Below are 24,110 nucleotides of genomic sequence, written 5' to 3' on the forward strand. Positions count from 1 at the left end.
TCACCGTCGTCTGAGGACGTGGCGCGGGTGATGGCCCAGCTGGGTGGTCAGCACGGCTCGCCAGGTATTCCGAAATCTTGCCGAGGCCGTGGCCCTGCCCCGGTCAGGGCTGGCACAGCGGTCGGCAGCTCCTCCCGCACCGGCAGCCGCAGCACCTCGGGATGAAGCAGCCTGCTGGCCATGACACTCATGGACGAGAACCAGTCGAACAGCCGGTGTACGGCCGAGGTACGCGTAGGGAGGCTGTCTTCGTCGATCGCGAGGTGAGCCGCGTACTGGCGCAGCAGGTCGTGCGCGGTGTATCGGCCCGGGATCAGCTGGGCCGACTCGGGTAACGCGCGATATGACAGGTCGAACGCGGAGCGGACGGAGCTGTCCTCGTCGCCGTCGACGGTCAACGCCACGATCGAGTTGCGGGCGGCCAATTCGGCGACGTAGTCAGCGATCCCGCGGCGAGGTTGATCGACTAGGCCGGCGCCAGCTATCCGCAACGCTAGTGGCAGATTGGCGCACGCGCTGGCCAGCTCGGCGACGGCGTCCGGCTCGGCGACGATTCGCCGGTACCCGACCAGCTCACCGAGCAACTCCACAGACTCATCGGGGGTCAAACCGGCGAGTTCGATCCGCCGAGCCCCCTCGTGGACAACGAGCCCCCGTCAGCCGATCGCGGCCGGTGATCAGGACCAGGCAGCCGGAGCTCCCGGCCAGGAGTGGGCGGACCTGGGCCGTGGATTCGGCATTGTCGAGCACGATCAGGACACGCCGTCCCGCGACGTGCGAGCGGTACCGCGCCGCAGCCGCGGTGACCTCGACCGGGATCTGATCGAGCGGCGTTCCGAGGCCGGTGAGCAGCGCGGTGAGTGCTTCGATCGGGCGCAGAGGACGGCCTTGGGCGTGTCCACAGAGGTTGAGGTATAGCTGCCCGTCGGGGAACTGCTCTGCGACGCGGTGCGCCCAATGGACGGCCAGGGCCGTCTTGCCGACTCCGGCCGTGCCGGTGATCGCGGCGATGACCACGGGTCTGGCGGAGCTCTGCGGATTGCCGGGTAGCAACTCGTCGAGCGCCTTGAGAACATCCTCGCGGCCGGCGAAGCCGGACACGTCGGCGGGAAGCTCGCGAGGAACGGGCACCGCGATCGCATCGTTGGCGCTGGCCGTCAACGAGCCTTGGACAATGTCGACCACATGGGTGGCGAGCTCCTCGTCGCCGCGCAGCATCTGCTGGTGGAGCCGCTGCAACTGGTGCCCTGGTTCGATCCCGAGCTGCTCGATGAAACAGGTCCGCATTTTGCGGAATACCTGTAGCGCATCAGCCTGTCGCCCGGCCCCGTACAACGCCCGCATCAGGTAACCGATCAGGCTTTCCCGGTACGGATGGGCCCGGAGCAGGTCCGTCAACTCGCTCACGGGCGTGCCGTAACGCCCCAGCGTCAGTTCGGCTTGGGCCCAGTTCTCGTAGACGCTCAGCCGCAGGTCGTCCAAGCGTGCGGCTTCACCAACAAGCGCCGCGCAATCGGTGAACTCGGCGTACGCCGGCCCTCGCCACAAGTCAAGCGCCGCGCGCAGCCGATCGCCCGCCCGGTGCGCGTCTTTTTCGTCGAGCGCCGCGCGCCCCTCCATGGCGATGCGGCGGAAGCGCGCCGCGTCCATGTCGTCCCCGGCGTGGATGAGATAGCCGCCCGGATGGCTCGCGATGCGGTCGGCACCCAGCAGCGCGCGTAGCTGATGGACGTAGTGCTGCAGATTCTTCCGTCCGGACGCCGGCGGGTGATCGGCCCAGACCGCACTCATAAGCCAGTCGAGCTGCACGGGCTGGTCCGCCCGCGACAACAATGCGGCCAGCACCAATCGCGGCTTCTGCGCGGATCCCAACGGCAGGACCGCCTCGTCGCCGCTCACCTCCAGCGGGCCCAAGACCCGGAACTCCACGGTTTCCCCCCAGAACGTTTGTATGCCCACTCTCCCGGCACCCAACGCGCGGAGGCACGGCTATTCCATGTACGTGGAAGATGCCGGAACAAGCGGGTCGGGGCCGGCGATCCCAGGGCGGCGGCGCTGTTGCCTGGCTCCGCTGCGAAGGAACACCCGCATCAGACGATGCTGCCATCTGATGCGGGTGCGGGGGTGAGGAGCGTCAGGGAAGTGTGGCGACAGTGACGTTCAAGTTGTACTCGATGCCGGAGATCAGCTCCGCCATCATCGTCGAGCCATTCCCGACTACGACCATGCCGTGGATCGAGGCAATGTTGTTGCCGGGTGGTCTGCTGTAGACCGGCGCTCCGGAGTCTCCGTTCTGGACTATGAAGCTGCCGTCGTCGCGCCGGCCGGTTATCAGGCCCCAGGTGCAGCCGTAGGAATCACAGTATTCCCCGGTCCAGTTCAGCACCCGGATGCCGCACTTGGCTAGGGAGAAGGAGCCGCTGGTGCACACCAGCGAGTTCACGGCAGGATTTCCCGAGTACCAGACGGTGCGGGCGCTCGGGCAGCAGGGGTCGACGTGGATGACATTGGTGTACCACTGGTTGTTGGCGGTCACCAGTCTCATGTCGTAGGTGGGATAGTTCCTCCGCGGGACCGCAAAGCCGTAGTACTGGCTGCCTGAGTTCACCTGTGCGTAGTCATCGAAGCAGTGGCCGGCGGTGACGGCCGCGCGGGTGCCGTCAGACTGCCGGACCGCGAAGCCCGAAGTGCAAGCCGAGGCGCCGTCGTTGATCTTCGCGCCGCCCTTGTGCGGGGACGCGTCATTGTTGCGGTCGGTGCGGCTCGGTAAGCCCAACGTGACGTCAACCCGGTCGCCCAGTCGGGCACGCAGGGCGTCGGCGACGCCCGGGTACGCTTTGTCCACCTCGACGTGGAAGCGCGAGTCGGCCGGGTCGAGATAGGACATGAACGACGCCTGTGCCGCCTGCGGGTGCCAGTCTCGGGCAGACAGGATGCGCTTGGCGTCCAAGAGCTCGGCCGCGGACGAGCAGCCAGCCTGGACACGCACCTTGGGACCGGCGGCAGCGCCGCGGGCGCGGTCAGCGACCTGGGAGAGGTCTCGCCCGAGCGTGACCCGGTCGTGCTGGTTCGGGTCGATCACCACGACGATTTCCTTCGTCTGGTGGTCGACGGTGCGGCCGATGATGCCCGCGCGCAGCGCGTCTAGGCCGTCGGTCTTGCCTGCGGCAGCGGTGGTCGGCCGATCGAGTTCGCCGGCAAGCGCCTCAACGACCCGCTTGCCGGCGGGTGACGAGAGCCATGCGGGGGACTCCTCGGTGGTCCTGGTATCCACTCGGCACGACGCCGGGGCAGCGGCGGTTGCGATGTCGGCAACCCCGCCGGTTAGCATCATCACGGCCATGCCGGACAGGACGAGCGCCAGTCGGTTCGGTCTCATGCTTTCCCCAGTCTGTGAGACAGCGGCGATTATGAGACGATCGAGGTACGCGTTACAGCGCCGGTGCAGCCGCGGTACATTCGCAGGCCGGGAGCATGATCATTGTTCGGGCAGGGCCCGACCGCGATAACAACGCGGCGGACCGGGCAGAGATCGAGATGTCGTCGCCGAGACTTTGTCGATCCGTCCCGCTGCGTTTCGGGCAGTCCACCGGCGTGGCTGCGGGCGATCCCGGCGGTGGCGGCTCGCGTCGACGGCCGCACGGCGGTTGCCGTCGCGTCTTTGCGCGACGCGTCTGTCGCGGATGGGCACCTTCTCGCGCAGCGGCACGTGTTGTGGTCGTTGCCTGCTTGCCACGCGGCCGTCGCAGCTGGGCGCGGCCGCGTTGGCCTCTCGCGGGGCCTTGACGCGTTTACCTCCGTGCCGGCCAGTACGCGCCTGCGCTTTGCCGCTGCCGCACAACGGAGCCTGACGGAGACCGCGCCCACGACCATTACCGCAAGGCTGGGACCTGCCACCGCGCGATCATTGTTGTCCCCCAGTTCGGGAGCCCCAGCCGCACATCCGAGCAGGGTCAACTGTCGATGGCTTTTGCCATGCGGTCGATCGCGGCCTCCAAGATCTCCGCGCTCGTGCCGAAGTTGAGGCGGACGTGGTCGCGGCCCGCGGCTCCGAAGAGCGGGCCGGGTTCGAGGGCCACCCGGCCCTTCTCGAAGAACAGGTCCCTGGCCCCGGCGCCGATGGACGAGCAGTCGATCCAGGCCAGGAACGTCGCCTCGGGCGGCTGCCACGACAGCGTGGGCAGGCGCTCCGCCAGCAGCCGGCCGAGCAGGGACCGGCGCTCGTCGAGGGTGGCGAGCAGCTGGTCCAGCCACGGGACCCCTTCGGTGTACGCGGCCACGCTGGCCAGGACGCCGAAATGGCCGATGCGCCACGGGGTGTCCGGTGGTAGGCGGTCGGTCAGCGCGGCCATCTTCGGCGACGCCGTGACGATCGTGGCGCATTTCAGGCCCGCCAGGTTCCAGGCCTTGCTTGTCGAGACCAGGCTGACCGCTACGGCGGCGGCGCCCGGGACCGTCAGGAGTGGGGTGAACGTCGCGCCCGGTAGCACCAGCGGCGCGTGGATCTCGTCGCTGAGGATCGGCACGTTGTACGCCGTCGCCAGGCGGACGAGCTCGGTCAGCTCTTCGCGGGTGTGTACCCGGCCGACCGGGTTGTGTGGGTTGCACAGCAGGAACGCGGCCGGGTGCGTGGCGAACGCGCGTTCCAGGCCCGGCAGGTCGAGCCGGCCCTCCGCCAGCGGCACCTCGTGCACCCGGCCGCCGGCCTCCGGGACCCAGTCGAAGAACGGCGGGTAGACCGGCGGGCAGATCACCACCGGGTCGCCCGGGCGCACCAGGACCCGCAGCAGTTCCACGACGCCGACACCCACGTCGGTCACCGCCGTCACCGACGACGGGTCGAGCTCCCAGCCCCACCGTTCACCGGCGAAGCCGGCCAGGGCCAGAGCCATCGCCGGCATCGGCGCTGGGTAGCCCGTGTCCGAGCGCTCGACCGCCGCCCGCAGCGCGGCCTGAATCGGCGGGGCCAGGTCAACGTCCATCTCGGCCACCGGCAACGGCAGCACGTCCGACGGATGGGTGCGCCACTTCGCGCTCTGGCGCTGGCGCAGGGTTTCTATCGGCGCGAAAAGCAGCGGATCCATGCCGCTCAGCCTGCCAGGAACGCCTCGATCGCCTCTACCACCAGCGCGTGGTCGTCGGCCTGGGGCAGGCCCGAGACCGTTACCGTCCCGACGACGCCGACGTCAGCGATCCGCACCGGGAACGACCCGCCGTGCGGTGCGTAGTCCGCCGGCTCGATGCCCTCGTCCGGGCCCAGGGTGCGGCCCGCCGCCGCCAGGCGCCGGCCGACGAGGAACGACGCGGCGTTGAAGCGCTCGACCACGCGGATCTTGCGTTCGATCCAGCGGTCGTTGTCGGGTGCGGTGCCCGGCAACGCGGCGTGGAAGAGCTGGTGACCGTGCCGGCGGATGTCGACCGTGATGGGCAGGCTCCGCTCGCGCCCGAGCGCCACGATCGCGGACCCGAGCCGCCACGCGTCGTCGTTGTCGAACCGGGCGAACACCAGCCGGCGCTCCTGCTCCTCGAGCTGTGCGACGAGGGCTTGCGGATCGGTCATGGCTTCTCCTTGTGTCGACGGGGCCCGCCAACCGTACGAGGTGAGTCAGCGGTAGCGGGCGGCCAGGTCGACGGTCCGCTGAGCGGCGGCGACCATCGCGCGGTCGGCGAAGCGCCCGTCCGGCAGCACCACCGTCCCCGAGTCCTGGCGAGCGGCCCCGGCCACCGCCGCCAACAGCGCCGTCGCCCGGTCGACTTCGGCGGGCGACGGCCGGAAGCCCGCGACGATCGCCGGCAGTTGGCGGGGATGGATGGCCGCCCGGCCGAGGAAGCCGAGCCGTCTCCCGCGCGCGCACGACGCCACCAGCCCGTCGGTATCGGCCAGGTCGGTGTAGACCGCCATCGCCGGCGGCGGCAGACCGGCGGCGCGGGCCGCCACCACCACCCGGCCACGCGCCCACAGCAGCCCCTCGTCGTCGGTCACACCGAGGTCCGAGCGCAGGTCGGCCTCGCCCAGACCAAGAGACGCGACAGCGGAAGCGGACGCGATGGCGAAAGCGTTCTCCAGCCCGACCGCCGACTCGATCAACGGATGCAGCGGCACGTCGACCCGCGCCGCCACCGCGGCGACAAAGCCCGCAGACTCCACTTTGGGCAGCCGCAGCCCGCCCAGCCCCGGAAGGCCCGCCACCGCCGCCAGGTCAAGCTCCACCTCTTCGCTGACCCGAACCTGCACCGGCACCGGCGAAGGCACAGCGAGGAACTCCGCGACCGCCGACCGGGCGTACGCCTTGCGGCCGGGAACCACCGCGTCCTCCAGGTCGAGGATGACCGCGTCGGCGCCCGACGCCACCGCCTTCGCGAACCGCTCCGGCCGGTCGCCGGGCACGTAGAGCCACGTCAGCAGCATCAGATCGCCCCACGGGTGCGCAACGCGGCCACCTCGTCAGGGGAATAACCCAGGGAGGCCAGGACCGCGTCGGTGTCCTGACCGTGCCGCCGCCCCGCGTGCCGGATCTCCCCCGGCGTCTCCGAGAGCCGGAACGGCACGTTCTGCATGCGCACCGCACCGAGCTCCTCGTCCGGCACGGTCCGCACGGTCCCGAGGGCCGCGTACTGCGGATCCGCGAGAATGTCCCGCACGTCGTAGACGGGCGCCACCGCGGCCTGTGCCTCCTCGAACGCGGCCACCACCTCGTCCCGATCGCGCTGCGCCACCCACGAGCCGACCGCGGCGTCGAGCTCGTCGGCGTGCGCGGCCCGCCCGCTCCCGGTCGCGAACCACGGCTCGGCGACGAGCTCCGGCCGGCCGACCAACGCCATCACCCGCTCGGCGATGCTCTGGGCGGAGGTCGAGACAGCCACCCAACGACCATCAGCACACTGGTACGTGTTGCGGGGCGCGTTGTTGTTCGACCGGTTGCCCAGCCGGGGCTGCACGTAGCCGAGCTGGTCGTACCAGGTGATCTGCGGCCCGAGCATCGCCATGATCGGCTCGATGATGGCCAGGTCGACCACCTGGCCGGTGCCGCTGACATCCCGGGAGCGCAGGGCGAGCATCACCGCGTACGCCGTGGCCAGCGCGGCGACCGAGTCGGCCAACCCGAACGGCGGCAGCGTCGGCGGACCGTCCGGTTCCCCGGTGGCCGCCGCGAAACCGCTCATCGCCTCCGCGAGCGTGCCGAAGCCGGGCCGGCGCGCGTACGGACCGACCTGGCCGAACCCGCTGATCCGAGCGACCACCAGCCGCGGGTTGACCGCGTGCAGCTCCGCCGGCCCGAGACCCCAGCGTTCCAGGGTGCCGGGGCGGAAGTTCTCCACGAGCACGTCGGCGTCGGCGAGCAGCCGGCGCAGCACCGCCGCGCCGTCCGGGTCGGAGAGGTTGGCGGTGACCGTGCGCTTGTTGCGGCCCAGCACCTTCCACCACAGGCCGACGCCGTACTTGGCGGGCCCGTGGCCGCGCGCGGGGTCCGGCTTGGCCGGATGCTCGACCTTGACCACGTCGGCGCCGAAGTCACCGAGGAAGGCCGCCGCGAGCGGGCCGGCGAACAGGGTCGCCAGGTCGACGACCTTCACCCCGTGCAGTGGTGCCGTCATGGCGTCCCCTTCCCCGCGTCGACGGCGGCCAGGAAGACATCCCCGTCGGTCAGCCCACTGACCAGCAGCCGGCCGTCGGCGGCCCGGGTCGCGTAGACGTTCTCCTCGCCGAACGCGTCGGCCGCGTCGTCACGGGCCGTGCCGTACTGGGCCACGCCCACCTGACGCCCGCGGGAATCCAGCCGCAGGGTCAGCACGTCAGCGCCGCCGACCGGCAGCCCGAGCGTGCTACCGGTGAAGCCGACCACCGCGACACCGCCGTCGGGAAGCGGCACGACGTCCGCACCCGCATCGGCGCCCCGGCCACCGACCACCGTGCGCCACTTCTGCTTGCCTGCCTTGGTATAAGCGACGGTGAGCACGTCGCCGCCGGTCGACCCGGTGGCCACCGCCGTGCCGTTGGCGGCGATCGCGACGCCACCGAGCAGGTCGTCCCCGTCGCCGCCGACCGCCGTCACGAAGGACCGCTCACCGTCCGGTGTGTACCGGGCCAGCCAGCCGTCGAGACCGCCCAGTGGCGTGGTGCCGGCCAGGGCGCCCGAGGTGCTGCCGGCGACGTAGACGCCCTGGGCGTCCGCGGCCACCGCGTAGGCCTTGTCCTCGCCCGGACCGCCGAACTGGCGGCTCCAGACGACCTGGCCGGAAGCGGAGATCCGGGCGACCACCGCGTCCTTGTCACCCGCGGAAGCGCCGCCCGCGAACGAGCCGCTGGAGTAGCCGGCCACGTAAGCGCCGCCGTCCGGTGCCGCCGCCAGCGCGTAGAACCGGTCCGCCTTGGCCGGGTCGCCGGCCTGCGTCAGCCACGACCGCTGCCCGGACGCGGAAAGCCGGGTCACGAAAGCGTCGTCCGCCGGGCTGGCCGGATGCGCGCCGTCCAGGTCGCCGCGGGTGTAGCCGGCCGCCAGCACACCGCCGTCGGCCGTCGGCACCACGCCGTAGAGGCGGTCGTTGGCCGGCGTGCCGAACTGCGTCGTCCACCCGCCGACCCGGCTCACGACCGCGTCGAGGCCGCCCGCGTACGGCTGACCGGCCACCGGCCCGGAGGCCGCGTACCCGATGGTGGTGGTGCCGTCGGGGTGCGCCGCGACGCCGCCGGCCCAGTCGGCACCCGCAGTGCCGTAAAGCGGCCCGGGCAGCCCGGCCGCCGGCGTGGCACTCAGGGTGCCCGCCAGGTGCTTGAGACCGTCCACGAAGGCCGGTCGCCACACGTCCCAGTCGTGCCCACCGTCAACGACGCGGAACTCGGCGGCCACCCCGTCGGCGCGCCGCACCGCGTTGTAGAGCGTCGCGGCCTCGTAGTCCAGGTCGTGCGCCGCGTCGGCCGGGTCCGGGTTGGCCCACTCGTCGTCGCCGACCGCGATGTACATCCGCACCGGCAGGTCCGCGTCCCGGCCCGACAGCAGCGCCGGGTAGTTGAGCCGCTGGTAGACCTCCTCGGAGAACCGCTGGTCGCCCGACCCGAAGGCGCCGAACTCCCGCGCCGACGAGTCCACCGGCGGCAGCGGCTTGTACACGGCCGGGCTGAGCACCAGCGCGTTGGCGAACAGGTCGGAGTGCGCGAGCGAGTAGCGCAGGGCACCGGCCCCGCCCATCGAGTAGCCGCCGATCAGCCGGGCACCCCGGTGCGCGGCGGTGCGATAGGTCGCGTCGACGTGCGCGACCAGGTCCCGGGTGAACGCCGTCTCCACCGGTCGGCCCGGGTCGTCGGCGCCGGTGTAGGCCGAGTCCATGTAGTAGTTGCCGCGACCGCTCCAGGGCGCGTCCGGCAGCACCGCGATCACCGGCGGCACCTCGCCGTCGGCGATCAGCTTGTCCAGGTCGTCCTTCACCCGGGTCCAGGCCTGCATGGTGTCGCCGCGCCCGTGCAGCAGGTAGAGCACCGGGTAGCGAGTGGCCGCCGCGGCGTCGTATCCGTAGGGCAGGTAGACGGTGTAGTCGATGCTCCCGCCGAGCGCCGGTGACGGCGCGGCCGCGGTGGTCAGGGTGCCCGCGCGCACGCGTTCCGCGCCGGCCCGGTCGGGCATGGCCGCGGCCACGCCGAGCGCGACGAGCACGACGGCCACGCCGCCGCCGATCCGCCAGAGTCTGCCCATCAGGTCACTCCTCGTCGTCGGGGAGATCGGCCGCGCAGCGGAAGCCGATCTGGTCGGAGCGGGTCATTCCGGCGCCGGTCAGCACCAGCTTCACCGAGACGTCGGCGGGCTGCGGTCCGCCGTCGAAATACCAGTCGGAACCCTGCGCCTCGTACGCGGCGCCGCCCTTGAGGATCACGAACCGGGTACGCCCGTCGGTGTGCTCGCTCTCGGTCAGGTTCCACACCAGCGGCTCGCGGCGGGCGAGCAGGCCCGCTTCGGCGGCCACCTGCCACTCGTCCTCGGTGGGGAGCCGCAGTCCGGCCCAGGCGGCGTACGCCCGAGCGTCGGCCAGGTCGACACCGGTGACCGGCGCGTCGGCGGGGCCCTGACCGGCGGTGAACCGCTCGGCGCGGACCGGGCGGTAGCCGGTGGCACGCAGGAACGACGCGTACTCGCCGTGGGTCACCTCGTGCGTCGCGATGGCGAACCGTCCGAGATGGACACTGCGGCGCACCGTGCCTGTGTGGTGCAGGCGGGGCGGCAGCGGCTTCCACTCGTCGACATACGGTGCCTCGCCGTAGAGACCGGTCTCCCGCACCCGGTGCCGGACCACCAGATCCCGCCGGACGGCGTCGACGGCCACGAGCACCGCCGGCACCTCCGAGAGCGGAGCCCACGGGGTGCGCATGCGAACAGCGGATCGGGCCGGGAACGACGGGTCGCCGACCGGCGGCTCGTGCGACTCGACCGCGGCGTCGGTGCGCACCACGGCGGCGATCGCGCCGGCCGGCAGCGGGCCGCCGACCGCGAAACGGCCGTCTCCAGCGTCGGTCACGGTCAACGGCGCACCGGTGACCAGGTCGACGAACCGGCCGCCAGGCCCGTCGACGACCAGCCATGGCCCGTCGTGGTCGCCGCCCCGGTTCACCACCGTCCACAGCGGATCGCCGTCGTGCGTCCAGCGGGACGCGTACACCTGCCCGGTCCCGGGATGGTCCGCGAGCGGCACCCAGTCCTCGGAGCGCAACCAGGCCGGGTGGCTGGTCTGCACGCGGCGCATCGCGCGCAGCACCGCGCGGTCCCGCTCGTTCCAGCCGACCCAGACGCCGAAGACGCTCTCCCAGACCAGCAGGCCGACGCCGTTGAGCCAGGCGGAGTGCAGCTCGTCGAGGTGGTCGCGGTGCCAGCGGCGGGTGTGGTGCAGCACGTGGCGCCGCTCGAACCACTTGGCCCGCAGCACGCCCGGCACCTCGGAGTCGGCGAACCACTGCGCCCAGGACATCGCGTGGTCCTCGATGCGGGCGAGCGGGACGCGGCTCTCCCCCTCCAGCACCAGGCCGGGGCGGATCTTGTCGAGGGTCGCGCGCAGCTCGCCGGCGCCCTCCTTGAGCGTGTCCAGGAAGACGCCGTCGACGCCGAGGGTCTCGACCAGCGCGGCGACCTCCGCCGCGTCGGTGCCCGGCTCGCGGCGGGTCCCGGTGTCCCACGGGTTGTAGTCGACGAACACCCGGACGCCCCGGTCCTGGAAGGCGCGCACGACGGCGGGCAGCTCCGGGACGTCCCGGTACCAGTCGAACTGGTTGCGGTCGTCCAGACCGATCACCGGGTACGCGTGCCAGAGCACCACCCCGTCGAAGCCGCCGAAGTCCCAGGCGGCGGTGTCGAGGAACGCGTCGACCGTAAAGACGCCGCGCTCGTGGTCGTAGAGCGTCTCGTCCCACAGCCAGGCCAGGCAGACGGAGAAGCAGTCGCCGGGGATCTCGTCGTAGTGGCTGCCGGTGTAACCGAGCCGTTCCCGGGCGCCGGCCCGCCACCGGGTGAGCTGCGCGCGCCAGGCCGGCCAGTCGGCCGGGTCGGACGGCGCGGCGAAGATCTTCGCCTCGTCCAGGTCGGTGAGGTCCGCGTGGCCGGCCAGCGGCACCTCGGTCGGCAGGTCGATGGGCCGCGGGACGTACGGGTTGAAGCTCACGGAGTTCCTCGGTAGGTCGCGTCGTGCAGGGCGTCGATGGTGGCCCGGTCGGGCAGGGCGGAGGAGGCACCCGCGCGCTCGGCGCAGGCGGCACCGGCGGCACAGGCCCACCGCAGGGTGTGCGCGATCGCCGCTTCCCCCTGCTCGGCCCAACCGACCGCGAGGGCGCCGGTGAAGGCGTCACCGGCCGCGGTGGTGTCCACGGCCTCGATGCGCGGGGCGGGCACCTCGAGCCGGCGGCCGAAGCGGTCGGCGTAGAGCGCACCGCGGGCGCCCAGCGTCATGACGACCCGGGGCACCAGCTCCAGGAGGGCGTCCAGCGGCTCGGCCGCCCGGGACACCACCGCCGCCTCGTGTTCGTTGACCACCAGCAGGTCTACCAGGTCCAACAGCTCCGCCGGCAGCGACGCGGCCGGTGCGGCGTTGAGTACCACGGTGGTGCCGGCCGCGCGGGCGGCGCCGGCCGCGGCGACCACGGTGGGCAGTGGCACCTCGAGCTGGAGCAGCAACACGTCGGCGGCGCCGATCGCCGCCCGGTCGTCGTCGGTCAGGTCGGCGAGCGCGCCGTTCGCGCCCGGCGCGACCACGATGAAGTTCTCGGCCGCCTGGTCGACCGCGATCAGCGCCACCCCGGACGGGCCGGGAACGGTGCGCAGGCCACGAACGTCGACCGACGCCGCGACCAGGCTGTCGCGCAGCCGCACGCCGAAGTCGTCGGAGCCGACCGCGCCGACGAACGCGCAGTCCGCGCCGGCCCGGGCGGCGGCAACGGCCTGGTTGGCGCCCTTGCCGCCGGGCACGGTGCGGAAGTCCTCGCCGAGCACCGTCTCCCCCGGCCGGGGCAGCTGCGGCGTCGTCACGACCAGATCCAGGTTGGTGCTGCCGACAACCACCACGCGCGCGGTCATGCCGCCACCTCCCTTCGGTCGGCGGAGCATGAACGCGGGCAACTGAGTTGACTGCGCTCGCTACGCTCGCTCATGCCGCCACCGCCAGGGTGCGGGCGGCGAGCGTGTCGAAGCCGATGCCGTCGAAGCCGGCGATGCTGCTGGCCAGCCGGTTGTGCAGCGGACCGGTCCAGCGTTCCGGCAGGGCGGCGGCGCCGGTCAGCGCGCCCGTCACCGCGCCGACCGTGGCGCCGGTCGAGTCGGTGTCCCAGCCGCCGCTGACGACGGCGCAGATCGAGCGCTCGAGGTCGCCCCGGCCGTACGCGAGCGCGGCGGCCACCAGGGCCGCGTTGTTGCGCACGTGCACCCAGTGCAGGTGGCCGTGCCGGGCGTAGAGCTCGTCGACCACCGCTTCCCAGTCGTCGGAGCCCGCCCCGAGCGCCCGCGCCTCGCGGACCGTGGTGGCGAACCGGCTGCGCGGCGGCAGCACGGCCTCGGCGGCGTCCAGCACCTCGTCGACGTCGCGGGCGACCGGCGCGGCGGCGCCCAGGGCGGCGGCCCACAGCGCGCCGTGCAACCCGCCGCGGACATGGCTGACCACGGCGTCCCGCCAGGCCAGCTCGGCCGCCCGGTCGGGCCGGCCCGGGTTGACCCAGCCGTACACGTCGGTGCGGATCTGGGCGCCGATCCACTCGCGGAACGGGTTGTGCCGCCGCGCGCTGGCCGGCGGCGGGTAGCCCAGCAGCAGGTTGCGGTAGGCCACCCGCTCGGCGGTGAAGACCCGCCCGCCGGGCAGCCAGTCGAGCCACGCCTGCGCCACGTCGGCGCTGGTGAAGCCGCGCCCGTGCGTCTCCAGCACCCGCAGGGCCAGCAACGCGAAGTTGAGGTCGTCGTCCTCGGGCATGCCGTCGATGTTCTCGGCGAGGCTGGTCGGCGCGCTGCGCCGGTTCCACGGAAAGCGCTCCGCGACCTCGGGCGGCAGCCCCCGCGCGGTGAAGTACCCGCGCAGGGGCCACCCGCCGGTGGCGGTGAGGATCTCCCGGATCCCGTGTCGGGAGATCTTCTCCACCGGCTTGCCGAGCAGGCAGCCGACCGCCCGGCCGAGCCAGGCACCGTGCAACCGGTCCGCCGACGCGGTCGTCGGCAGCGACCACGTCGCCGGCCAGGTCGCCCGCAGGCCGGCCAGGTCGTCGGGCTCATCCGAGTTAGCCGCCGGCGGCAACGCGTCGGCGGCGTCGAGCAGTTCGACGGCGAGTGCCCGCAGGGCCGGCGACGCCGGCTCCGGCGACGCGCCGCTGACCGGCGGCGTGAGGTCCCCGCCGGCCGCCGTCCACCGTGCGGCCAACGCGGTCACGTCGCGGCCCTCGTCCCGGCTGGCCGCGAGCTCGTGCGGCAGCAGGTCCTCGGGCTGCACCCAGGTGATCCTCACCGGGTGCCGCCGGCGAGCTCGGCGAACCGCTCCGCGCGCCGGGCGAACCGGGCCCGGTCGCGGTCGAAGACCTCGCTGGCCACGGTAGCGAGGACCCGGGCCGGCTCGACCAGGTCGGTCTTCGAGGCGGTGGCAACCACGTCGGACCACTCGGCGGGCACCGCGTCGGCGCCACCGAGCGCACCGGCGATCGCGCCGGCCATGGTGGCGGTCGAGTCGGCGTCCCGGCCGTAGTTGACCGAGCCCAGCACGGCCGGACGGAACTCGCCGCGCGCCACCACGAGCATGCCGATGGCGACCGGCAGCTCCTCGATGGCGTGCAGCCGGCTCGGCCGGCGGGCGCCCAGACCCGGCCGGCGGTAGTCCTCGCCGACCGTGTCGAAGGGCGCCACGGCGGCCCGCAACGCGGGGATCGCGACGCGCCAGTCGTCGTGCCCCCGGGCCTCCTTGACCACGGCGTCGATGGCCCCCCTCGTGCCGTCGCGCGCCAGGTCGAGCGCCGCCGTCACCACGTCCTCGACACCCGCGCCGGGGGCCGCCGCCGCGGCGACCGCGGCGGCGAACACCGCCGCGGCCTCCCGGCCGTAGCTGTGCTGGTGCGCGCCGGTGAGCTCCACGGCCTCGGCGTACGCCCCGGCCGGGTCGCCCGCGTTGACGATGCCGACCGGTGCCATGTACATGGCCGCACCGCAGTTGACGATGTTGCCGACCCCGGCCTCACGCGGGTCCGCGTGTGCGTGGTGCAGGCGGGTGACCAGCCACCGCTCGGCGGCCGCGAGCCGATGGAAGGTCACCCCGTCCCGCTCCAGGTCGGGGATGTGCACCACCCGCTCGATCAGGTCAGGTACCAGCAGATCCGCCACGTCGTACGCGTCGAGGTGGTCCCGTTTGGCCGCGTACGCGCGTACCAGGGCATGGGTCATCAAGGTGTCATCGGTGATGTGCCCGTCGCCCTTGTGGTACGGCGCGAGTGGCCGCGCGGTGGCCCAGTCGGCGTGGTACGGGGGCACGATGCCCTCGACCCAGCCACCGAAGCGGGCTCGGATCTGCTCCGGCAACGCGGTTTCGGTGGCGCCACCCAGGGCGTCTCCGACCGCGGCGCCGACCAGGCAACCGACCGATGTGTCGAGCAAGAGTGACATTGTTACCTCAGAACCTGCTTGCCACCGTCGACCAACTGAGCTGCGAGCTGGTCCAGGGTGATCTTGTTGGCGAAGTACTGCTGGAGGGCCGGGGTGGCGTACTTGGTCTTCCACTCCGGGTAACCGTCGGCCTGCTGGAACGGTGCGACGGTCAGGTCGGCGGCGCTGTTGGCGGCCACGTCCCAGCCCTGCTTGCCCTCGGTGAGCTTGACGAGCTCCTCGTTGGCCTGCTTGCCGGTCGGCACCAGCCAGTCACCCTTGGCCAGCGTGGCCATGTTGGTCGGGTTGAGGAAGAACGACAGGAACTGCGCGGCCTGCTCCTTGTGCTTCGAGTCCGCGGAGATCGACAGCGTCTGCGGGTTGGCCGCCTGGTTGGCGGACAGGCCCTTGACCGGCGGCAGCGTGACCCACTCGAAGTCCTTCGGCGCCTGCTCGACCATCTGCTGGCGCAGCGAGACCGAGCCGGGCAGCATCGCGTACTTGCCGGCGAAGAAGCCCGGCAGCGTGTCGGCGCCGCTCATGCCGAGCGCCTCCGGCGAGGCCGTCTTCGACGTGTAGAGCATGTCGTGGATGCGCTTCGGGATCTCCTTCTCCGCGTCACCGATCTTGACCTCGGTCTTGCCGCCGTCGGTGTAGAAGAACTTGCCGTCGTAGTTGAGCGCCAGGTTCAGCACCCGGTTGGTCGGCGACTTGAGCGCCCACGCCACGCCGTACTGGCCGGACTTGGTCAGCTTCTGGGCGTTGGCCTGGAACTCGTCCCAGGTCCAGCCGGCGTCGGCCGCCGGAACGGTGACGCCGGCCGCGTCCAGCAGCTTCTTGTTGGCGATGACGACCTGCGACTCCAACAGGAACGGAACACCGGTGACCTGGCCGTCGAACGTCGTGGTGTCCCAGACGCCCTGGTCGATCTGGCCCTTCAGGTCGGCCGGGATCAGGTCCTTGAGGTCGGCCAGGTAGCCCTGCTTGCTGAACTCGCCGATCGACGAGGCCTCGTAGTGCACGATGTCCGGCGCGTCGCCGCCCTCGAACGAGGTGAGCAGCTGGTCGTGCACCGAGTTCCAGTCACCCTGGACGTACTCGACCTGGATGTCGGGGTGCTCGGAGTTCCACTTGGCGACCAGGTCCTTGTTGGCCTGCAGCGACTCCTTCTGCCACGCGAGGCTGAGGAACCGCAGCTTGACCGGGCCGGACGAGGCCTCGTCGTCGCCGCCGCTGCCGCACGCGGCGAGCGCGCCGACGCCGACCACGGCGACCGCCGCGGCCGCGGCTAGTCGACGAAATCTGATGGGGAGCATCGGTTTTACCTCCTTGGGGATGGGGGTTTGATCAGCCCTTGACCGCGCCCGCGAGGGACCCGGACGAGAGCCGGCGTTGCATGAACGCGAAGAAGACCAGGCTGGGCAGGGTGGCCAGCAGTGAACCGGCGGCCAGCGGGCCGAGCCGGGCGGTGCCCTCGATGCCGACGAACCGGGCCAGCGCGACGGGCAGCGTCTGCAGCTCGGGTGTCTTGATCAGCACCAGGGCGAAGAAGAACTCGTTCCAGGCGGAGATGAACGAGAACAGCGCGGTCGCCACCAGGCCCGGCGCGAGCAGCGGGAAGACCACCCGGCGCAGGGTCTGCAACCGGCTCGCGCCGTCGACCGACGCCGCCTCCTCCAGCTCGCGCGGAATGTTGCGGACGAAGCCCTGCAGCATCCAGAGCGCGAACGGCAGCGCCCAGACGACGTAGATCAGGATCAGCCCGGCGTGCGAGTTGGCCAGGCCGGCCTGCCGCAGCACCAGGAAGATCGGGATGATCAGCAGGACGAACGGGAAGAGCTGGGACAGCAGCACCCAGCCCAGCGCCACCGTGCCGAGCTTCGACTTGAACCTCGCGAGGGCGTACGACGCCGGCATGGCGACCAGCACGGTCAGCACCGCCGAGGCGAGCGAGACCTGGAGGCTGTTCCACGCCGCCCGGCCGAGCTCCTGCTCGGTGAACGCCTGCACGAAGTTCTGGAACGTCGGGTTGCTCGGAATCAGCGCCGGGTGCAGCTGCACCAGCTCGCGCGGCGGCTTGAAGGCCGTCGAGAGCAGCCAGACCAGCGGGAACCCGAGGAAGACCAGGTATGCCGCGAGGGCCAGGTATTGCAAGGCCCGACCGGTGCGGCTCGGTTTGCCCAGCATGTCAGTTCGCCTCCCGCAGCCGGCGACGGAGATAGATGGCGAGCAGCGCCACGATGATCACGACCATCACGTTGCCGAGGGCGGCGGCGTACCCGTAGTTGCCGTAGCGGAACGCCTCCTCGTACGCGAAGAGCATCGGCAACATCGTCTTGCCGCCCGGGCCGCCGGCGGTCAGCACGTAGACCAGGCCGAACGAGTTGAAGTTCCAGATGAAGTCCAGCGACGTGATCGCCACGATGACCGGCGTCAGCGCGGGCAGCGTGACGTGCCGGAACCGGTGCCACGCGCTGGCTCCGTCGACCGCCGCGGCCTCGTGCAGCTCCTTCGCGACGCCCTGGAGCCCGGCCAGCAGCACCACGGTGGTCTGCGGCATGCCGGCCCAGACACCCACGATGATCACGGCGGGCAGGGCGGTGCTGAAGTCGCCGAGCCAGTTGGCCCGCAGCCCGTCCGCGCCGATCCGGTGGAAGAACTCGTTGAGCAGGCCGGCGTCCGGGTGGTAGACGAGCTTCCAGAGGATGCCGACCACGACCGGCGGCATCGCCCACGGCACGACGGACAGCACCCGGGCCACGCCGCGGAACCGGAGCTGCTGGTTGAGCAGCAGCGCCAGCCCGAGGGCGAGGACGAACTGGAGCACGGTGACGCCGAAGGCCCAGATCAGGCCGATCTTGAACGAGTTCCAGAACATCTCGTCGCCGAGCAGCTGCTTGTAGTTCTCGAAGCCCGTGAAGTTCACGTCGACGTTGCGCCCGGCGCGGGCGTCGGTGAAGCCGAGGTAGATGCCCCGCAGCAGCGGGAACACCGAGAGCACGAGGACCGGCAGCAGCGAGGGAAGCAGCAGCAGGTAGATGGTGAACTTGTCGGAGCGTTGTTTCCCGACACGGAGCGTCGTCATGAGGTCACCTCTTCCCGGGGGGCCGGGACGTGTGTTGCCGGCGCGCTGGAGGCCCGCACGGCCAGGCTGGGTGCCACCTGTGCGCGGCGCGGCGGCAGGCTCGGGTCGGCGATGCGCTGCAGGAGCAGCTCGGCGGCGCGGCGACCACGCTCGGCCGAGCCGAGGGAGACGCTGGAGAGCTGGGGGAACATCATCCGGGCCAGCTCGGTGTCGTCCATGCCGACCAGCGCCACGTCGGTCGGCACCTGCCGGCCGCGGGCCAGCAGGGCGTGCAGGGCGCCGACGGCGATGAGGTCGTTGGCGCACACGAGCGCGTCGGGCTCGGCGCGGGCGAGCAGCCGCTCGGTGGCGTCCCGGCCCGCGGCGTACTGGAAGTCGCCGACCTCGACGAGGTTCTCGTCGAGCACGATGCCGTGCGCGGCCAGCGCGGTGCGGAACCCGGCGTCACGGGCCGCACCGGGAACCGTGTCGAGCGGTCCGTTGACGAACCCGATCCGGCGCCGGCCGGTGGCGACGAGATGGTCGACGGCGAGGGCGATGCCCCGCCGCGAGTCGGTGCGCACGTTGTCGACGGGCGCGTCCTCGGCGAGCTGACCGACCACGACCACCGGCACGGGGCTGTCCTGGAGCGCGGTCAGATGGTCGGCGGTGACGCGGATCGGCGAGACGATCATGCCGTCCACGTAGCGGTTGGCGAGCCGGCGCAGCAGCGCGGTCTCGTTGTCGATCCGCCCGCCGGTCGCGTGCACCAGCAGTTGTCGACCCGAGTCGGCGACCACGGACTCGATCGCCCGCATCATCTCGACGTAGACCGGGTTGCCGATGTCCTCGACCGCCAGCGCGACGAGCTCGGTGCGCTGCGACTGCAGCGATCGGGCGATCGCGTTGGGCACGTAGCCGACCTCGGCGGCGGCCTCGCGCACCTTGCGGACGGTCTCCGGACTGCCACCGACGCCGTTCAACACGCGAGACGCGGACGCGATGGAGACCCCGGCGCGAGCGGCCACGGTATGCACCGTCGGCCGCCCGTCCGCGGATTCCTGTAAACGTTTACGACCCACGTCCCGCACCTCCACCCGGTAGCTGTAAACGTTTCCGGGAGTTTGCGCCGTGATCAGCTAGGGGGTCAAGCCTTCGTTACGAATACGTTTCCTATGGGAGCGCACCCGCCGCGATCAGTGGTCGCGCTGACACGCTCCGTCGAGTTCGCGCACGGCTCGACGGCGGCTATGGTGACCGCATGACCCGGGACGATTTGGTGGCCTACTGCCTGGCCAAGCCGGGTGCGTGGCCGGACGAGCCGTGGGAGGGCGACCAGGTCGCCAAGGTCGGCAGCAAGATCTTCGCGTTCCTCGGTGCCGGGCCGCCGCCCACCGTCGGGCTCAAGTGCGGCGCCAACCGCGAGCTGGCCGACGAGTGGCTGGCCCGCTATCCCGACTCCGCGGCCGTGATGGCCTACATCGGACGGTCGGGCTGGAACACGCTCCAGGTCGGCACCGGAATCCCGGACGACGAGATCCTGGAGGCGATCGACGCCTCGTACGACTTCGTGGTGGCGAAGCTCCCGAAGCGGGAGCGCCCCTCAAGGTAGATCTCTGGCGAACGGCCAGCGGCGGCCGACCGCGACGTGGGTGATGACCGAGAAGGCGAGCGCGTTCAGGCTGCCGTGCACCACGAACTCGGTCGGTTCGATCCGGCCGAAGTCGACGGTTCGGGCATAGGCGGTCAGCACCACGTACAGCACCGTGGCCAACGCCGACACCGTCAGCACCGACAGCCACTTGTCCATCACCGCCGTGATATGTGGGCGCACCGCGTTCTCGAACAGCATCGAGACCACCAGGCCCGCGGCGATGAAGGCCGCCGCGCCCGCGATGATCTTCCCGGGGCTGACCGCCAGGTGGATCAGCGTGTACGTCGCCCAGCCGCCCAGGATCACCGTCCCGTTGGCGACCAGCAGCCGCAGCCAGCGCCGCTTGACCAGGTTGAACGGCCAACCGCGCCACGTCACGTAGAGCCACGTCTGCCAGGCGCCGATCGTCACCGTCAGGGCGCCGAGCGCCGCTCCGGACATCGGGCCGGTCTGAGTGTGCAGGCCCGTGGACGCCGGCGGGTGCACGTCCACGACGAAGTAGTAGACGAGCAGCGCGGCGCCCCACGCGACCGCGGCGGCCAGCAGCCCGGCCGGCACCCGGGGCAGCTTGCGCAGCGGCCAGCCCTCGTTGACCAGGGTGAACTGCAGCATCGCGGTGAACGCGGTGCCGGCGATGGGCAGCACGGCGGGGAACGTCGGCAGGTGGCCCGGCCCCGGGTTCGGGTCGAACACGCCGCGCGGGTCGACGCCGCCGGCTATCAGCTGCCCGAGGAAGGTCAGCCCGACCCCGGCCGCGACGATGAACAGGGTGTTCAGCCACCCGGACAGCCACCGGGGCGCGAGGGCGGTCCCGGGCCAGTCGTTCCACCAGAACGCCACGACCGCGATCGGCACGAGCGAGAACGTGACGATCGGGCCGATCACGACCACCGAGCGGGCCGGGCCGTCCATCGCGAACGCCAGGGCCACCGCGATCGGCACCACGAGCAGCAACCCGCTCAGGCCGAGCCACGGTTGGCGGGCGACGCTCCGCGCGATGGCGGCTCGGATGGCCGGTCCCAGATCCGCCGTGGGTGCGCTTATGGCCGGCCGCTCCGGCAACGCGGCGGTCGCGCTCACCTCATCCGGCGCCGCCACCGTTCATCACAACCTCGGCCGTCATCGGCAGCTCGTTCATCCGGCGCCCGGTCGCGTGGAAGACCGCGTTGGCGATCGCCGCGGCGGCGCCGACCTGGCCCACCTCGCCGATGCCCTTCGCGCCGAGCGGGCCGACGACGTCGTCGTCGACCTCGACGAACTCGACCTGGATGTCGGGCACGTCGGCGTGCACCGGCACCAGATATTCGCCCAGGTTGTTGAGCGCCCACCGGCCGGACTGGCGGTCGATCTGGTTGCCTTCGAGCAGCGCCTGCGACAGGCCCCACAGCATGCCGCCCAGCAGCTGGCTGCGGGCCAGCTTGGGGTTGAGCACCCGGCCGGGCGCGAACACGCCCAGCATCCGGCGCACCCGCACGAGGCCGAGGTCCTTGTCGACGCCGACCTCGGCGAACTGGGCACCGAAGGTGAACAGGCCGTGCGGCGTGTCCAGCGGCGGCGGTGTCCAGCTTCCCAGCGCCTCCATGTCCAGCAGGCGGTTGCGCTGCAACAGGTCCGCGTACGACTCGCCGATCGACGGGTCCAAGGTGGACACCATCCGGCCGCTCTCGACGCGCACGTCGCGCGTCGCGAGGCCGTGCAGCGGCGACTTGTCGTCGTTGACGGCGTGGGCGACGAGCTGGTTGCGCAACGTCGTGCCCGCGTTGTGCACCGCCGACGACTGCATGGTGGCACCCATCGAGCCCACGGCCGACGTCGTGTTGGGCAGGTCGGTGTCACCCGCCTCGAACCGCAGCACGTCCATGTCGACACCGAGCGCGTCGGCGCCCACCTGGGACATCGCGGTCAGCACGCCGATGCCGAACTCCGCCGCGCCGGTCTGGACGACCGCGCTGCCGTCGTTGAAGATCCGGGCACGGGCGCGCTGCACGGGCATCATGAACGCCACCGGGTACGCGGCCGCGGCCACGCCGGTGCCGACCAGGTAGTGCCCGTCCTCCCGTACGCCCGGCGTCGGGTCCCGATCCGCCCAGCCGAACAGGTCGGCGCCGCGCCGCAGGCACTCCGCCAGGCCGTCGCTCGACCAGGGGTTGCCGTGGGAGTCCACCGGCGGGTGGTTCTTGACGCGCAGCTCGATCGGGTCCATGTCCAGCTCGTACGCGAGCCGGTCCATCGCGGTCTCCAGCGTGAACGACTCCAGCGACTCACCCGGCGCCCGGGTGAAGGTGGCCGTCATCGTGTTGCCCCGGATGAGGTGGTGCGCGCCCAGGTAGTTTGCGCAGCCGTAGATCTCGGACGAGACGCCGGTCGCCGGCTCCGCCCAGTCGTCGAAGTGCGACGTGACGGCGAGCTTCTCCTGCCGGATCGCGGTCAGCATGCCGTCCCGGCTGGCGCCCACCCTGATCCGCTGCTCCTGCTCCTCCCGGTGCCCGTTGGAGGTGAAGCTCTGCGGCCGGGTCAACGCCAGCCGCACGGGACGCCGGACGTGCCGGGCGGCCATCGCGGCCAGCGTCACGTGCGGCCACACCATCGCCTTGGAGCCGAAGCCACCGCCCACGTAGTGGGTGATCACCCGGATGTCGCTCAGCGGGATGCCGAGCAGCCGCGCCACGGTGAGCTGGTCGGCGCGTACGCCCATCGTGGAGTTCCACAAGGTGAGCTGGTCGCTGTCCCACTGGGCCGTCGTCACGCCGGTCTCCAGCGGGTTGTGGTGGTTCGCGGCGTAGTGGTAGGTCTGGTCGATCGTCACGTCGGACTTCGCCAGCGCGCCGGCCACGTCACCACGCTCGTCGTGGGCCGGCATGAGCCCACCGAAGAGCGTTTTCGCCTCGTACGCCGCCGCACGCCCGTCCTCGATAGTGGCGACCGGCGTGCTCGACTCGTAGGTGATGTCGAGCAGCGCCGCGGCGTGTGCCGCGCCTTCCAGCGAGTCCGCGACGACCACCGCCACCGGCTGGCCCCAGTAGTGGACGGTGTCGTCCTGCATGGGGAAGAAGCTCATCCCGGGCGCCGGGTTGCCAGCCAGCGACGGGATCAGCACCGGCGCGTTGGCCACCTTGGGCGTGTTCTCGTGCGTCAGGATCCCGTAGACCCCGCCGGCCGCGCGGGCCGCGGTCTCGTCGATCGACACGACCCGCCCGCTGGCCACCGAGGCTCCGACGATCAGCCCGTACGCGAGGCCGGGCAGCACGATCTCGCCGCAGTAACGGCCGGTCCCGGTGACCTTGTCGGGCCCGTCGACGCGGTTCAACGGCTTGCCCAGCACCGGACTCATGAGCTCACCTCGCTCAGTTCCCGGACGATCGCGCGCTTGGCGAACGTCACCTTGAACTCGTTCATGGGCGTGGTCCGCGCGTCGGCGAACTCGGCGTCGGCCGCCGCGGCGACGTTCTCCGGCGTCGCGGGCCGGCCGATCAGGGCCTCCTCCGCGCGGTGCGCCCGCCACGGCACGGTGCCGACACCGCCCAGCGCCAACCGGAGCTCCGCGACGTTGCCGGCGTCGTCGACCCGCATCGCCGAGAAGACCGAGACCAGCGCGAACTCGTACGAGACGCGGTCGCGGTGCTTGACGTAGCGGGACGTGCGGGCGACCGGCACGTTCGGCACGTCGATGGCCACGATCAGCTCGCCGTGCGCGAGCGGGTGCTCGACGCTCGGGGTGTCCTCGGGCCGCAGGAAGAAGCGCTCGATCGGGATGGTGTTCGTGCCGTCGGGGCCGATCGTGCGGATCGTCGCGTCCAGCGCGACCAGCGCCACGGCCACGTCCGACGGGTGCGTGGCGATGCAGTGGTCGGACGTGCCGAGCACGGCGTGCCCCCGGTTGACTCCGGTGAGCGCCGAACAGCCGCTGCCCGGCTCGCGCTTGTTGCACGGCGACTGCCCGTCACGGAAGTAAGCGCACCGCGTCCGCTGGCACATGTTGCCGCCCATCGAGGCCATGTTGCGCAGCTGTTCCGAGGCGCCGAGCAGCAGCGCCTGCGACATGCCGGGGTAGCGCTCGACGATCCGCGGTGCCCGGGCCACGTCGCTCATCCGGGCCATCGCGCCGATCCGTACGCCGCCGCCCTCGGTGTCCTCGAGATAGGTCAGCGGAAGCTCGTTGACGTCGACCAGCAGGGTGGGTTGGATGACGCCCAGCCGCAGCAGGTCGATCTCGGTGGTGCCGCCGGCCAGAAACGCGCTGTCCGGGTTGGCGCTGACCGCCGCGACCGCGTCGTCGATCGAGCCGGCCCGGAAGAACGTGATCGGTCGCATCGCC

Annotated in this window: 20 protein-coding genes; 1 reads left to right on the forward strand and 19 read right to left on the reverse strand. The window is 71.7% G+C overall.

Going from position 1 to position 24,110, the window contains the following annotated elements:
* Positions 1 to 47 precede the first annotated feature (47 nt).
* The 16 genes from CHC05_RS15095 to CHC05_RS15170 form a co-directional block, all read right to left on the reverse strand.
* Positions 48 to 590 (reverse strand): hypothetical protein, encoded by a 543-nt coding sequence (locus CHC05_RS15095; RefSeq protein WP_089249104.1) that lies wholly within the window; start codon positions 588 to 590, stop codon positions 48 to 50.
* A gap of 4 nt (positions 591 to 594) precedes the next feature.
* On the reverse strand, positions 595 to 1,929 hold the full coding sequence (locus tag CHC05_RS15100; protein WP_179266194.1) for an AfsR/SARP family transcriptional regulator: 1,335 nt from the start codon (positions 1,927 to 1,929) through the stop codon (positions 595 to 597).
* 205 nt (positions 1,930 to 2,134) lie between these two features.
* A complete protein-coding gene (locus CHC05_RS15105) occupies positions 2,135 to 3,379 on the reverse strand; it encodes a chymotrypsin family serine protease (RefSeq protein ID WP_144022602.1) in 1,245 nt (414 codons plus the stop codon).
* Between the two features lie 574 nt (positions 3,380 to 3,953).
* The gene (locus CHC05_RS15110) at positions 3,954 to 5,084 is read right to left on the reverse strand and encodes a MalY/PatB family protein (RefSeq protein WP_089249110.1); all 1,131 of its coding nucleotides are present in this window, start codon (positions 5,082 to 5,084) and stop codon (positions 3,954 to 3,956) included.
* Positions 5,085 to 5,089: 5 nt separating this feature from the next.
* Positions 5,090 to 5,560 (reverse strand): heme-degrading domain-containing protein, encoded by a 471-nt coding sequence (locus CHC05_RS15115; RefSeq protein ID WP_089249113.1) that lies wholly within the window; start codon positions 5,558 to 5,560, stop codon positions 5,090 to 5,092.
* 45 nt (positions 5,561 to 5,605) lie between these two features.
* A complete protein-coding gene (locus CHC05_RS15120) occupies positions 5,606 to 6,409 on the reverse strand; it encodes an HpcH/HpaI aldolase/citrate lyase family protein (protein WP_089249115.1) in 804 nt (267 codons plus the stop codon).
* Positions 6,409 to 7,596 (reverse strand): CaiB/BaiF CoA transferase family protein, encoded by a 1,188-nt coding sequence (locus CHC05_RS15125; RefSeq protein WP_089249117.1) that lies wholly within the window; start codon positions 7,594 to 7,596, stop codon positions 6,409 to 6,411. Before CHC05_RS15125 ends, CHC05_RS15120 begins: the two co-directional genes overlap by 1 nt.
* The gene (locus CHC05_RS15130) at positions 7,593 to 9,689 is read right to left on the reverse strand and encodes an alpha/beta hydrolase-fold protein (RefSeq protein WP_089249119.1); all 2,097 of its coding nucleotides are present in this window, start codon (positions 9,687 to 9,689) and stop codon (positions 7,593 to 7,595) included. Before CHC05_RS15130 ends, CHC05_RS15125 begins: the two co-directional genes overlap by 4 nt.
* 4 nt (positions 9,690 to 9,693) lie before the next feature.
* Positions 9,694 to 11,640, reverse strand: a complete 1,947-nt coding sequence (locus tag CHC05_RS15135) for an SUMF1/EgtB/PvdO family nonheme iron enzyme (RefSeq protein WP_179266195.1) — start codon at positions 11,638 to 11,640, stop codon at positions 9,694 to 9,696.
* A complete protein-coding gene (locus CHC05_RS15140) occupies positions 11,637 to 12,548 on the reverse strand; it encodes a ribokinase (protein WP_089249121.1) in 912 nt (303 codons plus the stop codon). The genes CHC05_RS15135 and CHC05_RS15140 overlap by 4 nt, the downstream gene beginning before the upstream one ends.
* Before the next feature lie 70 nt (positions 12,549 to 12,618).
* The gene (locus tag CHC05_RS15145) at positions 12,619 to 13,941 is read right to left on the reverse strand and encodes an ADP-ribosylglycohydrolase family protein (RefSeq protein ID WP_245870855.1); all 1,323 of its coding nucleotides are present in this window, start codon (positions 13,939 to 13,941) and stop codon (positions 12,619 to 12,621) included.
* An 11-nt stretch (positions 13,942 to 13,952) separates the two neighbouring features.
* The gene (locus CHC05_RS15150; RefSeq protein WP_089249126.1) at positions 13,953 to 15,098 is read right to left on the reverse strand and encodes an ADP-ribosylglycohydrolase family protein; all 1,146 of its coding nucleotides are present in this window, start codon (positions 15,096 to 15,098) and stop codon (positions 13,953 to 13,955) included.
* Positions 15,099 to 15,100: 2 nt separating this feature from the next.
* Positions 15,101 to 16,393, reverse strand: a complete 1,293-nt coding sequence (locus CHC05_RS15155; protein ID WP_089249128.1) for an ABC transporter substrate-binding protein — start codon at positions 16,391 to 16,393, stop codon at positions 15,101 to 15,103.
* 31 nt (positions 16,394 to 16,424) lie between these two features.
* A complete protein-coding gene (locus CHC05_RS15160; RefSeq protein WP_089249130.1) occupies positions 16,425 to 17,264 on the reverse strand; it encodes a carbohydrate ABC transporter permease in 840 nt (279 codons plus the stop codon).
* Position 17,265: 1 nt separating this feature from the next.
* Positions 17,266 to 18,162, reverse strand: coding sequence for a carbohydrate ABC transporter permease (locus CHC05_RS15165; RefSeq protein ID WP_089249132.1), 897 nt, complete (start codon positions 18,160 to 18,162; stop codon positions 17,266 to 17,268).
* On the reverse strand, positions 18,159 to 19,169 hold the full coding sequence (locus CHC05_RS15170; protein WP_245870856.1) for a LacI family DNA-binding transcriptional regulator: 1,011 nt from the start codon (positions 19,167 to 19,169) through the stop codon (positions 18,159 to 18,161). The genes CHC05_RS15165 and CHC05_RS15170 overlap by 4 nt, the downstream gene beginning before the upstream one ends.
* Positions 19,170 to 19,402: 233 nt before the next feature.
* On the opposite strand from CHC05_RS15170, the gene CHC05_RS15175 reads away from it, so the two are divergent.
* Positions 19,403 to 19,753, forward strand: a complete 351-nt coding sequence (locus CHC05_RS15175; RefSeq protein ID WP_089249136.1) for an MmcQ/YjbR family DNA-binding protein — start codon at positions 19,403 to 19,405, stop codon at positions 19,751 to 19,753.
* On the opposite strand, the gene CHC05_RS15180 is transcribed toward CHC05_RS15175, so the two are convergent.
* From CHC05_RS15180 to CHC05_RS15190, 3 genes are read right to left on the reverse strand one after another with little or no spacing between them, the layout of a single operon-like run.
* Positions 19,745 to 20,893, reverse strand: coding sequence for a hypothetical protein (locus CHC05_RS15180; protein WP_089249138.1), 1,149 nt, complete (start codon positions 20,891 to 20,893; stop codon positions 19,745 to 19,747). The genes CHC05_RS15175 and CHC05_RS15180 overlap by 9 nt on opposite strands.
* Positions 20,877 to 23,126, reverse strand: coding sequence for a xanthine dehydrogenase family protein molybdopterin-binding subunit (locus CHC05_RS15185; protein ID WP_089249140.1), 2,250 nt, complete (start codon positions 23,124 to 23,126; stop codon positions 20,877 to 20,879). The genes CHC05_RS15180 and CHC05_RS15185 overlap by 17 nt, the downstream gene beginning before the upstream one ends.
* Positions 23,123 to 24,106, reverse strand: a complete 984-nt coding sequence (locus tag CHC05_RS15190; protein WP_089249546.1) for an FAD binding domain-containing protein — start codon at positions 24,104 to 24,106, stop codon at positions 23,123 to 23,125. Before CHC05_RS15190 ends, CHC05_RS15185 begins: the two co-directional genes overlap by 4 nt.
* Positions 24,107 to 24,110 lie beyond the last annotated feature (4 nt).

This window comes from Asanoa hainanensis, from assembly GCF_900188485.1.
In the GTDB taxonomy this organism is placed as follows: domain Bacteria; phylum Actinomycetota; class Actinomycetes; order Mycobacteriales; family Micromonosporaceae; genus Asanoa; species Asanoa hainanensis.

Coding starts and splice junctions, on each gene's coding strand:
- CHC05_RS15105 (WP_144022602.1), bottom strand. CDS start 3,379: ATGAGACCGAACCGACTGGCGCTCGTCCTGTCCGGCATGGCCGTGATG.
- CHC05_RS15110 (WP_089249110.1), bottom strand. CDS start 5,084: ATGGATCCGCTGCTTTTCGCGCCGATAGAAACCCTGCGCCAGCGCCAG.
- CHC05_RS15115 (WP_089249113.1), bottom strand. CDS start 5,560: ATGACCGATCCGCAAGCCCTCGTCGCACAGCTCGAGGAGCAGGAGCGC.
- CHC05_RS15120 (WP_089249115.1), bottom strand. CDS start 6,409: ATGCTGCTGACGTGGCTCTACGTGCCCGGCGACCGGCCGGAGCGGTTC.
- CHC05_RS15125 (WP_089249117.1), bottom strand. CDS start 7,596: ATGACGGCACCACTGCACGGGGTGAAGGTCGTCGACCTGGCGACCCTG.
- CHC05_RS15130 (WP_089249119.1), bottom strand. CDS start 9,689: ATGGGCAGACTCTGGCGGATCGGCGGCGGCGTGGCCGTCGTGCTCGTC.
- CHC05_RS15140 (WP_089249121.1), bottom strand. CDS start 12,548: ATGACCGCGCGCGTGGTGGTTGTCGGCAGCACCAACCTGGATCTGGTC.
- CHC05_RS15150 (WP_089249126.1), bottom strand. CDS start 15,098: ATGTCACTCTTGCTCGACACATCGGTCGGTTGCCTGGTCGGCGCCGCG.
- CHC05_RS15155 (WP_089249128.1), bottom strand. CDS start 16,393: ATGCTCCCCATCAGATTTCGTCGACTAGCCGCGGCCGCGGCGGTCGCC.
- CHC05_RS15160 (WP_089249130.1), bottom strand. CDS start 17,264: ATGCTGGGCAAACCGAGCCGCACCGGTCGGGCCTTGCAATACCTGGCC.
- CHC05_RS15165 (WP_089249132.1), bottom strand. CDS start 18,162: ATGACGACGCTCCGTGTCGGGAAACAACGCTCCGACAAGTTCACCATC.
- CHC05_RS15175 (WP_089249136.1), top strand. CDS start 19,403: ATGACCCGGGACGATTTGGTGGCCTACTGCCTGGCCAAGCCGGGTGCG.
- CHC05_RS15185 (WP_089249140.1), bottom strand. CDS start 23,126: ATGAGTCCGGTGCTGGGCAAGCCGTTGAACCGCGTCGACGGGCCCGAC.
- CHC05_RS15190 (WP_089249546.1), bottom strand. CDS start 24,106: ATGCGACCGATCACGTTCTTCCGGGCCGGCTCGATCGACGACGCGGTC.